Source organism: Methylovirgula sp. 4M-Z18, from assembly GCF_037890675.1.
Taxonomy (GTDB): domain Bacteria; phylum Pseudomonadota; class Alphaproteobacteria; order Rhizobiales; family Beijerinckiaceae; genus 4M-Z18.
In genome coordinates this window covers 2,291,013-2,304,727 of the sequence record NZ_CP149574.1, presented here as the reverse complement: position 1 = coordinate 2,304,727, position 13,715 = coordinate 2,291,013, and the positions used below count along the sequence as shown (strand labels likewise).

General features: G+C 59.6%; 12 protein-coding genes and 1 tRNA gene. 5 read left to right on the top strand and 8 right to left on the bottom strand.

Features of this window, described 5'->3' with window-relative positions:
* Nucleotides 1-8: 8 nt before the first annotated feature.
* A complete protein-coding gene (locus tag V9T28_RS10690; RefSeq protein ID WP_116398949.1) occupies nt 9-344 on the bottom strand; it encodes a phasin family protein in 336 nt (111 codons plus the stop codon).
* A gap of 371 nt (nt 345-715) precedes the next feature.
* On the opposite strand from V9T28_RS10690, the gene V9T28_RS10685 reads away from it, so the two are divergent.
* Nucleotides 716-2,218, top strand: a complete 1,503-nt coding sequence (locus V9T28_RS10685; RefSeq protein WP_245423865.1) for a serine hydrolase — start codon at nt 716-718, stop codon at nt 2,216-2,218.
* Nucleotides 2,219-2,242: 24 nt separating this feature from the next.
* Here the strand turns inward: V9T28_RS10685 and V9T28_RS23370 are convergent, their stop codons facing one another.
* The gene (locus tag V9T28_RS23370; protein WP_116398947.1) at nt 2,243-2,752 is read right to left on the bottom strand and encodes a J domain-containing protein; all 510 of its coding nucleotides are present in this window, start codon (nt 2,750-2,752) and stop codon (nt 2,243-2,245) included.
* A gap of 101 nt (nt 2,753-2,853) precedes the next feature.
* Complete coding sequence (locus V9T28_RS10675) at nt 2,854-4,854, bottom strand: SPFH domain-containing protein (RefSeq protein WP_116398946.1); 2,001 nt, start codon at nt 4,852-4,854, stop codon at nt 2,854-2,856.
* Nucleotides 4,855-5,181: 327 nt separating this feature from the next.
* On the opposite strand from V9T28_RS10675, the gene V9T28_RS10670 reads away from it, so the two are divergent.
* Nucleotides 5,182-5,255 (top strand) — tRNA-Gln (locus V9T28_RS10670).
* A gap of 2,647 nt (nt 5,256-7,902) precedes the next feature.
* On the opposite strand, the gene V9T28_RS10665 is transcribed toward V9T28_RS10670, so the two are convergent.
* Nucleotides 7,903-8,307 (bottom strand): hypothetical protein, encoded by a 405-nt coding sequence (locus V9T28_RS10665; protein ID WP_116398943.1) that lies wholly within the window; start codon nt 8,305-8,307, stop codon nt 7,903-7,905.
* Nucleotides 8,308-8,840: 533 nt separating this feature from the next.
* Between V9T28_RS10665 and V9T28_RS10660 the strand changes: the two genes are divergently transcribed.
* Together V9T28_RS10660 and V9T28_RS10655 are read left to right on the top strand one after the other, a co-directional pair.
* A complete protein-coding gene (locus V9T28_RS10660) occupies nt 8,841-9,287 on the top strand; it encodes an SRPBCC family protein (protein WP_116398942.1) in 447 nt (148 codons plus the stop codon).
* Between the two features lies 1 nt (nt 9,288).
* A complete protein-coding gene (locus tag V9T28_RS10655; RefSeq protein WP_116398941.1) occupies nt 9,289-9,618 on the top strand; it encodes an ArsR/SmtB family transcription factor in 330 nt (109 codons plus the stop codon).
* A gap of 3 nt (nt 9,619-9,621) precedes the next feature.
* On the opposite strand, the gene V9T28_RS10650 is transcribed toward V9T28_RS10655, so the two are convergent.
* From V9T28_RS10650 to V9T28_RS10640, 3 genes are read right to left on the bottom strand one after another with little or no spacing between them, the layout of a single operon-like run.
* The gene (locus tag V9T28_RS10650; RefSeq protein WP_116398940.1) at nt 9,622-10,524 is read right to left on the bottom strand and encodes an NAD(P)-dependent oxidoreductase; all 903 of its coding nucleotides are present in this window, start codon (nt 10,522-10,524) and stop codon (nt 9,622-9,624) included.
* 30 nt (nt 10,525-10,554) lie between these two features.
* On the bottom strand, nt 10,555-11,859 hold the full coding sequence (locus tag V9T28_RS10645; protein WP_116398939.1) for a DNA polymerase IV: 1,305 nt from the start codon (nt 11,857-11,859) through the stop codon (nt 10,555-10,557).
* Nucleotides 11,860-12,168, bottom strand: coding sequence for a DUF3572 domain-containing protein (locus V9T28_RS10640; RefSeq protein WP_116399809.1), 309 nt, complete (start codon nt 12,166-12,168; stop codon nt 11,860-11,862).
* A 123-nt stretch (nt 12,169-12,291) separates the two neighbouring features.
* Between V9T28_RS10640 and V9T28_RS10635 the strand changes: the two genes are divergently transcribed.
* Nucleotides 12,292-12,663 (top strand): response regulator, encoded by a 372-nt coding sequence (locus V9T28_RS10635; RefSeq protein ID WP_116399808.1) that lies wholly within the window; start codon nt 12,292-12,294, stop codon nt 12,661-12,663.
* A 305-nt stretch (nt 12,664-12,968) separates the two neighbouring features.
* On the opposite strand, the gene V9T28_RS10630 is transcribed toward V9T28_RS10635, so the two are convergent.
* Nucleotides 12,969-13,526, bottom strand: a complete 558-nt coding sequence (locus tag V9T28_RS10630) for a dihydrofolate reductase family protein (protein WP_116398938.1) — start codon at nt 13,524-13,526, stop codon at nt 12,969-12,971.
* Nucleotides 13,527-13,715: the final 189 nt, after the last annotated feature.

Here is a 13,715-nt window from a genome sequence, read left to right as displayed (position 1 = left end):
CCTTAAAATTACTTGCCGCTGGCCTTGGCAACAGCCGCTTCGACCGGCTTGAATGCGTCCTTGACGAGGCCCTGATAGAGTTCGCCGATCTTGGTCGCCTGGGCGACGAAACCTTCGTAAGCGGTCTTGGCATAGTCCTGCTGGATCTGGATCGCGGACTCGAGCGTCTTGGCGCCGAGGAGCTTTTCGAAAGCGGCCGAACCGGCTTCGATCGACTTCTTGGAATATTCGGTCGTTTCAGCAGCGATCTGCTGGAAACCCTTGGCGAAGGTGGTCACAGCCGCCTGGGTGTTGGCGACGTTGTCTTTGCTGAATTTCTGGAAGTCTTCGATGGAGGTGAACATGGGCTTGATCCTCTCGAGTGCCGTGGTGGCGTGGGGCGCGGTCTCGTCGTTTGCCAGCCGCTGATGGCGACAATATGTGCGCTGCACAAAAATAAGTCAAGGCGAATTTTGCATTGCAGCAATTTGTTTCAATAATGGCTGAAACATGTCTGCAGTTAACGGCCTCGTAACCTCATTCCCATAGATTCTCCACCTGTGACGTTTTGGTGATGATGGTCGCCAATTCCGGTGTCTGGGCAAGAAGTTACGGGGAATCGAGTATGTCCGAGCGCGTCTCATATGGGCGGCAGTGCACGGGAACAAAAGGCAGAAAGAGGCTTGCGCAGGTGCTGGGCGCCACGCTGCTGACCCTCGCTTTACCGAATTTGGTTATGTCCAGCGCCGAGGCGCGCCGGTTCCGTCACCATCATCACAGCAGCGGCGGGGGCGGTGGCTATGAGCCGCCTTACGCCGATATGGTCATCGACGGCAATACGGGCCGCGTGCTGCACGCGACCAATGCCGACGAGCTTCGCCATCCGGCGTCGATCACGAAAGTCATGACGCTCTATCTTCTGTTCGAGCAGATCGAGAAAGGCCGCTTCCGCCTCGACACGTCCCTGCATATTTCGGCGCATGCGGCCGCGCAGGCGCCGTCGAAATTGGGGCTCCAGCCCGGCGATACGATCACGGTCGAAGACGCGATCAAGGCGGTCGTGACGAAATCCTGCAATGATATTGCCGTAGCCATTGCCGAGAACATTGCCGGCGATGAAAGCAGCTTTGCCGAAATGATGACCAAGAAGGCCCATGCGCTCGGCATGAGCCGGACGCATTACGCCAATGCCTCTGGCCTTCCAAATAACGAACAGATCACCACCGCGCGCGATCTGACCATTCTGGCACGCGCGCTGCAGGATCATTTCCCGCAATATTACCATTATTTCTCGACCCATTCCTTTGCCTATGACGGTCAGGTTCTGCGCAACCACAACCATCTGCTCGACCGGGTCGAGGGCATGGACGGGATCAAGACTGGCTATACCAATGCCTCTGGCTTCAACCTTCTGACCTCGGTCCACAGGGACGGTCACTTCCTGGTCGCAGCCGTGCTCGGCGGCCACACCGCGCGTGGGCGTGACGAGATCATGGATAATCTGATCGAGGCGAATATCGACAACACGGCCACGTCCCGCACCGTGCCGGTGGTAGCCGACAACAATGGCGACGATGGCGACGTCGTTCGCCCGGCCGCTCACCTCGTGCCGCCGGCCAAGATTGCTGCGAACGACGACACGGAGGAGCCGGACGACGAAATGCCGGCGCCGCTGCCGATGGTGAAGGCTGTGCCCGCGGCGCCTGCTGCGCGCCCGCGTCCAGCCGTCATTTCCGGAACGCCCCGCGTCGCGCAAGTCGATGACAAGAGCGAAACCACCGGCTCCATCCAGCCGCGCAAACGTCTCGTCGCCGATGGTTCGACGACGACGCGTCCGGTCGCCGCAAGCGTGACGGGCGCGACCACGACCAATATGCGCTGGGTTCAGGGACCGGCCGGCAAGCCGGTGACGACGAAAGCGGTGGAAGAAAAGGCTCCGGTCAAGACGGCCGCCGCCGAGCCGCCGGTAAAACCCGAGGTTCATCCGGCTGGCCACGCCGGCTGGTTGATCCAAGTCGGTGCAACGGATGACGTGAGCAAGGCGCAAGAATTGCTGACGCGCGCGAAGTCCTCCAGCCGCGGGGCGCTCGCGTCAGCGCAGGCTTACACAGAGAAAGTGCAGAAGGGTGGCGAAACCCTCTATCGCGCGCGCTTCGCGGTCTTAGACTCCGACGCAGCCGAATCAGCGTGCAGAGTTTTGAAGCGGTCGGGCATGGCTTGCATGCCGACCAAAAACTGATTGCGATAAGTGACGAGGCGAGGTTTAGCGATGACGATCCATCAGGACTTGTCGAGCTTGATTGAGACGAGCCGCCCAGTAGGTGGTGCCCCCTCGATCTGGATGAGCCTTCTTCATCAACGTCCGGTGCGCTCGGGCGATTTCTTCCGCACTCGCCCCCTTCGCAAGGCCAAGAAGCTGGTAGGCCTCCTCTTCGGTCATCGCACCGGGATCGAGATTTCGCCGCGGCGCACCTTCGCGCCGCGCGTCCGCTCGCGGATCGTTTGCCGCACCCCCGCCGGACAGCCAGCTGTTCACATTATCCTTTAAATTGTGCCACAGATCGCGGTCAGAAAAGCTAGCGAGAGCCAATAACCCGAGCACAATTCCTAGATCCACATGGCCGCGCACGGTGAGAAACGCAGCCAGGACGAGAGTCGCGAGACCCCATAGATTGCTGCGAATTTGCTGCGCCACCTCCGGATGGAGGCGCAGATACCCCTTGGCGGTCGTCCACGCGACCCATGCCAAAAAGGCGGCGACAAGATAGATCATCCTGTCACTATAGGCATGCGTGGGCGATTGGAACAGCGCATCTTCAGGTCAGGGTGATGCACAAGTGTGGATGACCAAATTCGCAAGCTGCCGAGCCAGCGTTACGCACCGGGCCGGTCACGGTTCGGGTTTGGCTGGCCGGTCCGGTCGGCAACGAGCATGGCCAGCATCATCTCGACCAGACTGCCGCTCGCGCCGCCCGAGCCGCCGCCCACCATAATGTTCGGGACGACGGGGAGCTTGCCGTTCTCGATCGCTTCGGCGAAGCGCAGCAGCACCTGGCTGTTGAGTTGGTACTGCGGCCCGCCATAGGCCTGCACCTGCTTGTCGGTGGCTTCGGCCTGCGCAAGGCCGATGGCGCGGATCTTCTCTGCATCCGCCAGACCGACGGCGCGAATCCGGTCGCCCTCGCCTTGGCCTTCGAGCCGCGCCCGCGCCGCATTGGCCTGGGCGGTCACCTGGATGCTTTCGGATTGCTGGCGGGTCTGCGCGAGCTGGGCCTTGCCTTCGTTTTCGCGCACTTGAATGGCGAGCGCCGAAGCGGTGATCTGTGCCTGCTGCTCGGCCATCGCCTGCTTTTCGCGCAAGGTGCGTTCCTGCGTCGCGGCGATTTCCTGCAGCCGGTACGTTTCCACTTTTTCGACCGCGACCTGGCGGTCGCGCAATTGGGTCAGGATCTGCTCGATGCCAGCCTGGCCCGTGTCGGCACGCGGCGTGCCGATCAGAACTTCTTGCATTTCGAGGCTATAGGCGGCGAATTTGGCGCGCATATCCTCGCCGGCGACCTTTTGGATCTCGTTGCGCTCCTGCAAGAGCTGAATCAGCGTTTTGGTTTGGCCGATGTTTTTGAAATAGGCCGACACCATCGGATCGAGTGTCTGTTCTACCAGTTTCTTGATGTCGCCGAACCGCTGAACGACCAGTGGCGCCTTGAGATAATCGATATGCACGACGACCGAGAGCGGCAGCAGTGGCTCGAACGCATCGCGGGTAATCAAACTGACCTCCGCCAAATTCTCGTCGAGACGATGGGCGCCGGCCTCGGCGCTTTGCCACTTCAGGACGAAATTGGTCGTCGGGACCGAGATGATTTTACCGGCATACGTATTGAACGCGTATTTGCCGGGCAGCAGCGGGCGATCCCAGACGCCGCGTTGACCTGGTTCCACAAGTTCGCCGTGCCGGTAATTGTCGCCCGACACATCGATCCCCACCTTGCCCGTATAGGAGACGACGACGCCGACCGTCCCCACCTCGATGACGGTCTTCGGCACGAGTTCCACGGTCGCGAACAGGCGATTGATATAATAGCTGCCTTCGACCAGCACTTGATGTTGCCTTCCGCGGAAGCCGCCCGCTTTAAAAAACGCTTCCGGGTCCTGGAAATTATTGTGAAAATTGGCGCTCCGCGCCTCGTTGCCGACGGCGGGCGCGATGATTTCGCCTTCCGGCAGCGCCGGCCCGTCATGGACGGTGACGATGCCGATCGTGTCCTCCGCATCCTTGATCACCACGGCTCGGAAACCGTTGCGGGCAGCAATCGTTTCCGACATTTTCGAAAACATTTCGGATTCACTGCGTGACAGGCTGATTGCGTGCGTGGTTTCCGCCGTGATGACGATGAATTGCGCGAGGTTGAGCGCATAGGTTCCTTCACGCAGAATTTTGCGTTGCGGTCCTTTCTGGCCGCCGGTCGACAGAAAGGCGCGTACATCCTGAAAGTTTTGCGCGGTTTCGTTCGAGGCTAGGGTTTGCGTGGGAGGCAGCGCGCCGCCGTCGCGGGCGAACACATAGGCGATCTGGCCTTGCGGGATCGTCACCAAAGCGGCGCGATGTATGCGGTATTGGAACGGGAAGAAGACGTGCAGACCGCCACGCACGATGTCGGGTTGGAAGCCTGCTTCGCCACGCAGCGCGATGAAGCCGGAGCGCAGCGAGCCGCGAAAGCTCCAGAGCTTTTCCAAAATGCCGATCCGGTCGTTCGAGATGTAGCGGACCATGCCGCTGAAGCGAAAGAAAATCAGAATGGCGACGATGACGACGGCAAACTTGATCAGCCATGCGTTATTATCGGCAAAGTAAGAGGTAAAGAAGTCGGTCATGGATATAGGATCCTCAAATCCCGGAAGACCTGCCCGGAGAGACCGAGTAGGGCTGCCAGCCCGCTTTGGGCGGTGCCAGCAGGCAGCAAGTGTGATCTTGCCATAAGAATCGGCAAGGACGCGCTATGCCGCAGCAGCGGCGCACAGATTTTTCTGGACAGCGCGCAAGGCGAGACATCGGTGCAAGTCCGCGATCGCTCATATGCGGCCGCCGGCTCATACGAAAAGGGCTTGCCAAAACCGCGTTACCTGTCATATGAAGCGCCTCCACATCGCTGTACGTCACCGATGCGGACGCCACCGTTCAAGGCATGGCCTGCGGTCTGGTGGGAAATAGTTCAATGGTAGAACAGCGGACTCTGACTCCGTTAATCTTGGTTCGAATCCAGGTTTCCCAGCCATCGTTTTCGCGCCGAAAAATATTCAATAAAATCAATAGCCTGGGTTTTTCGGCTACACCTTGATACATCACGCCGTGCACCAAAGCAGCGGTGCGGCAATGTGTGGAAGGATAGGCGAGGGCGCCTCGGCGATTCGCTTTGGTGCGGATTGATGAAATGCCGAACCATCTCATGCCAAAGACGATGTTATCAAAATGACGGGGCCGGCTCTCCGGTCGCAGAACCGGCCTTTGCGCAAGCCTGCTGGCCCAATTCGCGGTCGAGAGTCTGCATGGCCTTAGCTTGATCGAGGAGGGACCGGGGGACCGCGCACTTTCTCCGATTTGCCGTAGTAAAACGGGCCAGCTCACCGTCAATCGCCGCCAACTGGCGGATAAGAACGCAGGCCGCCCCTGCTTCGATATCGTCTGTGCCCGGCTGCCGCAGCGCAGAAAGCGCGTTGACCATGTCTAGCCGGCGCTGCACGAGGGGCTGAAACTCTGCAGAACATTCCGGTGGCGCGGAACCGGCTGCGATCTGAACAGCGCTTTGGGCACGTGTGGGAGAACAACTTCCAAGCCCGATCTCGACGATGAGGTCCGCCGCCACGAGCATCAAAGACAGAATATGGGCTGGCCTTTTCCCCATCTGATCCCCCCGTCAAACCGCAAGCGCCATAATACGAGAGTCACCATAGGGATGAAGGCCTCATCCACGTCGAGATTGTTGCCATTGCCCGATTATTTTCAAGAGTAATGACGGGGAACGGAGCTCAATCCAAGGGGTTGGCAAAAGCTCGTACTGGCTAGGGTTAGGGCTGCGCCTTGTGCAGCTAACGCTTGCGGTGAGACAGCTCAGAAAAAAAGGGGTCATCGGTGCAAGCCCGATGACCCCTCCTGGCAGCCCCGAGCGAGGCTCAGCCATGAATGGAATGCTCCGCGGTTTTAGGGGGACCTTTAGGCATTCCGTGAGCATCTTCACACCGCTGAGTATAATACGTTTGTGAAGTATATCACACTTCAGGGATGCTGCATGCCTGGGTTGCATAACCTTCGGCGAGCGGATGCGGCAGGGAGATCGTCTCCGCCTGGGCGTTGTCGTTTGGCTGGTGCTGGGCTGTGTCGCTGTTATCGACTTGCTTTGGTGCCTGTCACGGATGCTGATTGAGGAATTGGTTGACAGCGCCTCGGTTTGGGCCGCCTTAGCTATTGCCGCCCGCTGCGGGATCATCTCGATTGCCTGACCGAGGGCCGGACATTCTGCCTTGAGTTGCTCAAGGGTGATCTCGCGGATGCAATCTTCGGGGTCTCGCCGCCGAGGTCCAGTTCTTGGCGCTCAAGAGTTTCTGATAGGGGTCATAGGCCGTCTGCATCCGTTTCCCAAGGCAGTCGCATTTGGACGTGTTGACGATTCCGGCACAACCGGAAGGCAGAATGGACGAAATCGGCAAATTGGGGGCACTTTCGATTCTGCTCGAGATCTCCCTCCAAATGAGAAATCGGTCTCTTTATGGCCTCGCCACCCGAGCTCGCACTGGATTTTCAAATCCGGTCGCCCAGAGTCGAAGAGGCGAAGAATTTGACAAATTTGGAAAAGGAACATATTGTGAACACACCTTTTGCCCGGAAATGACAAATGCCTGAGTCAGAGGACGGGTGCGGGCTCGATGAGTGTCAAGCGGTGGGCACACTGTCCGGTTGGAGACGTCAAGGACAGGTCATTGGCGCAAGGGAGCAAATCTGGGCGGCGCACGAGTCTTTTCCAAGGCTGGCGGTGGGACCCGTGCGAGACCGATTGGTAAGCACATGAACCATTTTTGGGAGCGAACTGATAGAGAGAATATATGTTACTATTCAAGATCTTACACGGAAGTCTGGGCTGACATTGGAGCGGTTCGACGTGGCCCGGGTGGTCGGCAATCGGGTTTCGCCAACCAGAATTCTCAAGGATCACCTCGTTTCAACCTAGCTTCGACGGGCTAGCGCGGGTTGCCAACTTTGGATCGCACCATTTTCAAATGCGACTGCCTTGATCCGGTTCCCATCGCGCGACTGTGCGGACCAGCGCGAGGCATCCTCAGGCGGGCGGTGGGGGCGCGGTAGGCGGCGGAAGGCGCGGGTCGCGCCAAAAGAAAATGGGTCATCAGCGAGCTTAAGCTGACGACTCTCCCAAAAGAAAAGGAAGTGAAGTGTTCTGTTGACTGGGGAACATAGTGCTTTGGGGAAGCCATACATTCCAAGCCGGCCTCACCACGCTATTGCTGATGTTGTGTGTCAATATAGTGTGTAAGTGGGTGCTTAAGTCTGCGTTAAAAAGAAAAAGGGGTCACCAGTCGGCTGAAACTGGCGACCCCCGGGGTTCGTCAGGAAAAGGGTTACAAGAAATGCCTCGCAGTTCGGAATGACGCACGGAGAATAGTCTTGTATTCCAAGACGCACACAATATGGCACGGTCGCCTAATTGTGTCAACAATGTGGTTTGAATGCGTCTTTGCGGTGTTGAAAGCGGGGCAAAAAAAGGCCATCGGCGAAGCTCAAATGCCGACAGCGTCTAAAGAAAATGAGGAGGAAAATTTGTCGTCCAAGGTAAGATGAAGCGGGACGTGGTAGGCGGAAGCGGGAGAAGCCCAGCCGACTCATGGTTGGCTAGCCGCATTTCGCAGCGCTGATCACAGCGCATCGACGAGCATTCTGCCGACTTCGAACATGTCCCCTTCATTACCCGAGGCCACAGAAGCCCGAATGGCATCGCCAAGGGTGTGAGGCGTTCCTCGATAGCGCCGCAGCGTGACGGCGTAGGCGCGCGTCGTGAGATGCCCGCCCAGGATCACTGCACCACCCTCATTGCGTGGTCCCTGGAGTTTTCCGGAAATCAAACCGTGCTGATAAAGACAGGTGAGTGTCGCCGAGGATTTTTTGAAGGCGTCATCGAAGTTCGGGTCAACGCGGCTCGGCTTGATCCTATGGGTTTGCTCGACGCCCAAGTCGACCGTTCGCGGCTGCGCGTGTAACAGCGCCGCGAAGACCCGTAAAACCTGAATATCCAAATTGCTCAGAATATCCAAATCGTTCATAGGTGCCCCCATTTTTCAGGGAGTTAACTCCAAACAGATTAAATTAGCGTTCTTCGCGGTTCAGACTGCTTCCGCATTTTTGAAGAAGGCGGCTTCGACAGTAGACACAAACTGACCACAATGTTAACACTATCACAGATGCGCGGGGTGTCAAACTTTTCTGCGTGCTCAGGCGCTCAATGCTGACATCAAACCCATTGGTGGCATCGTCGCCGAGCGAAAAAAGGGTTATGAGGGACGCTGATGCCTCCCTAAAGAAAAGGGCTTAAGTAATGGCCCCGGAACATAGGCGGACAGGGAGGGGGCTTGCGCATTCCGAAGCAATGGCATTGTCTTATTGATTGTATTTTGTGTCAACCTGGTGTGGATTTTGGTCGCATGAGGTCTCGACGCTCTTTATCATCAATGATGCCGCCTAGGGCGAATGTCCGCCACAACTCCGCGGGGGGGAGGCGCGATACTTCGAAACGCAACTTTTTGGTTGCGTATATCATATGTCCAGCCTATAGAGACGCGCAACCAGGAGGTTGCTTATGTCCAATTCGATCGAAACGCAAATCGACCTTGCCGCGCCTCAATCCCGGGTCTGGCGCGCCTTGACCGATTATAGAGAATTCGGTGCCTGGTTCCGGGTGCGGCTCGACGGTCCCTTCGTCGCCGGGCAGGCGACGTCCGGAAACATCACCTATCCCGGCTACGAGCACCTGCGCTTTGAGGTGAAGGTGCGCGCCATCGAGCCGGAGGCCCATTTCTCGTTTCATTGGCATCCTTACGCGGTCGACCCGGCCAAGGATTATTCCGCCGAAGTGCCGACGTTGGTCGAGTTCACCCTTGAAAAGTCGGCCAGGGGCACATTGCTGCGCGTGGTTGAATCGGGTTTCGACAAATTGCCCCCCGACCGGCGCGCCGAGGCGTTCCGCATGAACGAGGGCGGTTGGGCCATCCAGATGGAGAACATCGCCAAATACCTTGAGGCCTGACATGGGCGCGCTCAACCATGCCGATGTGTTTGCCGCGCTGGGCGATCCCGTCCGCCTGTCGGTGATCAATAGGCTGAGTCGGAGCGAGCCACTCTCGATCACCCGGCTGACCGAAGGCACCGACCGGACCCGGCAGGCGATGACCAAACACCTGCGCGTGCTGGAGAATGCCGGCCTCGTGCGCTCGATCCGCGAGGGGCGGGAGAGCCGGTTCGCGTTGCAAACTGAGACTATTGCCGACGCGCGCCAATATCTCGACGAGGTATCGCGGCAATGGGAGGAGGCGCTGATGCGGCTGCAAGCCTTCGTCGAAGACGGGCGGGAGATGTGAAGCCTAGTCCCGCCCCAGCGTTTGACCGTCAGTCAGGTCTTCGAAGGCGCGGATGACGGCGGCCATGTCCTCCTCGCCAAACCCGAGCGATTGCGTTCTCCCATAGAGCCTGTAGCACGCATCGATCAGCGGCGAGGCGATCCCGGCGCGGTGCGCCGCTTCGACAACAAAGCGATTATTCTTCAACACGTCGTCGATCGAGGCCTGCCGGGCGAAATCCCGCGTGACGAGCTTGGCGAGCTTGACGCGCGAGACATCGCTCGCCATCGGTCCAGCGTTCAGAACCGACATGAAGAGGTCGAGGTTAAGCCCCTGTTGCTGCGCAAAATGTGCCGCCTCGGCGAGCCCGGTGACCATGGTGATAAGAAACAGATTGACCGCCAGTTTCATCATCAGCGCGCCCGGCACCGCGCCGCAGACAAAGGTTTCCCGGCACATCGGCGCGAGCAGCGGCCGGATCGCTGCGATCTCATCGGCCTCGCCGGCGAGCATCGCCACGAGTTGGCCCGCCTCCGCCGGTTTGCGCGAGCCGGAGACCGGCGCCTCCACATAGGCGCCGCCGGCAGCGCGGATGTCGCCGCCGAGGGCCTTCGCATAGTCGGGTGGCACCGTCGCCATGTTGACCAAAGTGCGCCCCGCGACCAGTTGCGCGAATTTCGGCGTGCCACGGCAAAGGACCGTGTCGATCACCGCTTCGGTGGCCAGCATGAGGATGACGATCTCGCATTGCGCGAAGACATCATTGCTCGTTGCCGCGATCTGCGTGCCTGCCTCGGCCAAGATCCGGCTCTTCGCCGGCGTCCGATTCCAGACCAGCAGGTGCGTTCCCGCTTTTGCAAGGTTGAGGGCCATCGGTTCGCCCATCGAGCCGAGGCCGACAAAACCAATGGGAGCCGGAAGGGCCATTGCTGCGTTTCTTTCCATTTTCGAATTGCGTCACGAACCATTTTTTCTGGGGCCAGCCCCATGAAAAACAATGCCTTTGACGATCGCGCCATCGCCGAATTTTTCGCGCAATTTGTTGACGGCGCTTTCCGTCGCCTTTTCGCGCGCAACATTGGTATCGACCAGATCGCCTTGGTCGGCCAAGGCCGGATCGCCGAGATCCGACAGACCGATCCCGATCAGCCGAAAGCGCGTCGCGCCGGTCTCCAAAGCGAGCAGCGCGTCGCCGGCTTCGAAAATCCGCCCCGCAAGTTGGGTCGGGTGGGGCAGGGTGCGTGCGCGGGTGCGGAGCTTGAAATCGGCAGTCTTCAGTTTCAGCGTCACGGTGCGCCCGGAGAAGCCTTGCGCGCGCAGGCGCTTGGCGACGCGTTCGCTGAGCTGGAACAGGATGCGGCGCAGTTCCTGCCCATCCGAAATGTCTTCGAAGAAGGTCGTCTCGGCGGAGACGCTTTTCGTCTCGCGTTCGGGCGAAACGCGGCGCTTGTCGATGCCGCGCGCGAGCCGGTAGAGGCGGCCGCCTTCGCTGCCGTAGCGGCGGAACAAGTCGGTTTCATTGAAGGGAAGTAGGTCAGCGATCGTGCGAATGCCGTCCTTGCCCAGGCGCTCCTGCATGGCACGCCCCACACCCCAAATGAGGCCGACCGGCTGCGCCGCGAGAAAGCCGGGGGCCTCCGCGCGGCCGATCACGGCAAAGCCGCGTGGCTTATCGATGTCGCTGGCGATCTTGGCGAGGAACTTGCAGTCGCTCAAGCCGATCGAAATCGAAATCCCGATATTCGCCTCGACGTGCTTGGCAAACCGGGCCAGGGTCACGGCGGGACTGCCATGGTGCAGCTTTTCCGTCCCAGACAGGTCGAGGAAAGCCTCGTCGATGGAGAGCGGCTCCACGAGCGGCGTCAGGTCCAGCATCAGGCGCCGCACCTCGCGGCCGACGCGGGCGTATTTCGCCATGTCGGGCGGAATGACGATGGCCTGCGGGCAGGCCTGCAGCGCCTTGAACATCGGCATGGCCGAGCGCACGCCATAGGTACGGGCGATGTAGCAGCAGGTCGACACGACCCCGCGTTTGCCGCCGCCGACGATCACGGGCTTGTCGCGTAAGCCCGGGTTGTCCCGCTTCTCGATCGTCGCGTAAAAGGCGTCGCAATCGATATGGGCGATGGTGAGCTGGTCGCGTTCGGGGTGGGAGAGCAGGCGCGGCGAACCGCAATTGGGGCAGCGCGTCAGGCTCGCCGCGCGCGAATCCGTGAGGCAATCCCGGCATAGAAATAAATGTGAGGGATCAGCCGCGCCCATTCATGTCGAATCCCAGTGGGCCGGTCCGGCCAGAACCTGCCGCGCCCGGTCCAGCGCCGCGAGGCTGGTGTGCAATGCGGCGGCGCAGGCTTCGCCCAAGGCCTGGTCGGCGGTGACATGGTCGAGAACGGCGGCCAGGAAACCGGGCTGCCGCGCGACCTGCCGCAGGTTTGCCAGGTCGAGCCCGGCGAGCGTGGCAAAGCGCCCAAGCTGCTCGGGATCGCCCGCCAGAAAGCTCAGCGCCGCGATGGCTAGGTTCTCGGCTGCCTCGCGGCGGGCGCTCTCACTGCTGGCCTGTTTGCTTTTCATCATTGAGCCTCATCGCGCCCCCAAGCTATCCTGGCCGCTTGCCAAAATTGGCAGGATCTTAATACCTCTCGGGCAGGGTGCAATCTGCCGAGTGGCGGCGGTGCGCAAGCGCGGATGGATGAGATGGCGAAAAAGGTGCTGATCGTCGAGGACAATGAGCTGAACATGAAGCTGTTCAACGATCTTCTCGAAGCGCACAAATACGAGACGATCCAGACCCGCGACGGCCGCGAAGTGCTCGATATCGTGCGCAGCAACCGGCCGGACCTCATTCTCATGGACATTCAGCTTCCCGAAGTTTCCGGCCTCGAGGTCACGCGCTGGCTGAAGGCCGATGCCAATTTGCGCAGCATTCCAGTCGTCGCGATTACCGCTTTCGCGATGAAGGGGGACGAGGAGAAGATTCGCGAGGGCGGGTGCGAGGCCTATCTGTCGAAGCCGATCTCCGTGGTGAAGTTCCTAGAAACCGTCCGCAACTATATCGGCGAGGCGTAAAGAGCTGCGCTCCGGCAGGGGTGAACCGCTCCGGAAGCGCGCAGGCGCGCGGTAAAACATTGATATATAATACGAATACGCTCTATTAGTTTGATTTCAATTTTTTTTTGCCCAGAGGGCTTCTCGACCGTGCAGGCTCGCGCAAGACCGCTCCGGCTCGCGCCGCAAGAGACGCCTTTTTCATCTTTTCAAACATCGTTTATGTTTTGTTCTATCTCAAGGAGACGCGCTTGTCTACGAGATTTTCGGGAGGATTTTCCCGGCGGTGATTCTCCGCGCAAGCGGCGGCCCGATGCAGCCGCGGCTTAACCGCCAGGCGCATAGCGCAGCAACGTGACGCCTTGCGTCAGACTCTCTGTTCCAAGCGGCTTCAAAGTCAGTGCCAGTCCGGATTGGAAATAGGGCGTGCCGCCGCCGAGGAGGACCGGGTGCACGTAGAGCCGGTATTCGTCGATGAGGCCGGATCGCGCGAGATGCGCGGCCAGGTTGGCGCCGGCGACGGTGATCTCGCCGGAGATGTCCGCTTTGAGATCCGCCACCATTTTCACCACATCGCCGGTCACCAGCCGGGCATTTGGTCCTACCTCCCGCAGCGTCGTGGAGAATACGATCTTCGGCGTCTCGCGCCAGGCATGGGCGAAATCCCTTTCCACCGCTGTCACGCCTGTCTCGCGCTCGGGGCTATCCCAGAAGCGCATTGTCTCGTACATCCTGCGGCCGCAGAGCGCGATGGCTGTGCGTTTCATCATGTCGTTGAATTGCCAGTGCAACGCTTCCTCCGGCACGGGGAGGGCGATTGCACCGTCCGGCCCGGCGATATAGCCGTCCAGAGACGTCAGCATGGAATAGATGATCCTGGCCATTGCAGCCTCCGTTCGGTCTGACAAAAACAAACAACAGATCGCGTCATGCAATCAGATGATTGCGGGGCAAATGGGGTTCAACGGAGGGACAGACCGCATAGAGAAGGGTGAGTCTGGCCGCTTGAGGTGAGGCGAATCACACATGAGATCCGATTTCGCACGGCGCGTTAACAAAGTTCGCAATACGTT

Excerpts from the sequence above, each read along its gene's own strand:
- V9T28_RS10690 (WP_116398949.1), bottom strand. The coding sequence starts at position 344 with ATGTTCACCTCCATCGAAGACTTCCAGAAATTCAGCAAAGACAACGTC.
- V9T28_RS10685 (WP_245423865.1), top strand. The coding sequence starts at position 716 with ATGTCCAGCGCCGAGGCGCGCCGGTTCCGTCACCATCATCACAGCAGC.
- V9T28_RS23370 (WP_116398947.1), bottom strand. The coding sequence starts at position 2,752 with ATGATCTATCTTGTCGCCGCCTTTTTGGCATGGGTCGCGTGGACGACC.
- V9T28_RS10675 (WP_116398946.1), bottom strand. The coding sequence starts at position 4,854 with ATGACCGACTTCTTTACCTCTTACTTTGCCGATAATAACGCATGGCTG.
- V9T28_RS10665 (WP_116398943.1), bottom strand. The coding sequence starts at position 8,307 with ATGAACGATTTGGATATTCTGAGCAATTTGGATATTCAGGTTTTACGG.
- V9T28_RS10660 (WP_116398942.1), top strand. The coding sequence starts at position 8,841 with ATGTCCAATTCGATCGAAACGCAAATCGACCTTGCCGCGCCTCAATCC.
- V9T28_RS10655 (WP_116398941.1), top strand. The coding sequence starts at position 9,289 with ATGGGCGCGCTCAACCATGCCGATGTGTTTGCCGCGCTGGGCGATCCC.
- V9T28_RS10650 (WP_116398940.1), bottom strand. The coding sequence starts at position 10,524 with ATGGCCCTTCCGGCTCCCATTGGTTTTGTCGGCCTCGGCTCGATGGGC.
- V9T28_RS10645 (WP_116398939.1), bottom strand. The coding sequence starts at position 11,859 with ATGGGCGCGGCTGATCCCTCACATTTATTTCTATGCCGGGATTGCCTC.
- V9T28_RS10640 (WP_116399809.1), bottom strand. The coding sequence starts at position 12,168 with ATGAAAAGCAAACAGGCCAGCAGTGAGAGCGCCCGCCGCGAGGCAGCC.
- V9T28_RS10635 (WP_116399808.1), top strand. The coding sequence starts at position 12,292 with ATGGCGAAAAAGGTGCTGATCGTCGAGGACAATGAGCTGAACATGAAG.
- V9T28_RS10630 (WP_116398938.1), bottom strand. The coding sequence starts at position 13,526 with ATGGCCAGGATCATCTATTCCATGCTGACGTCTCTGGACGGCTATATC.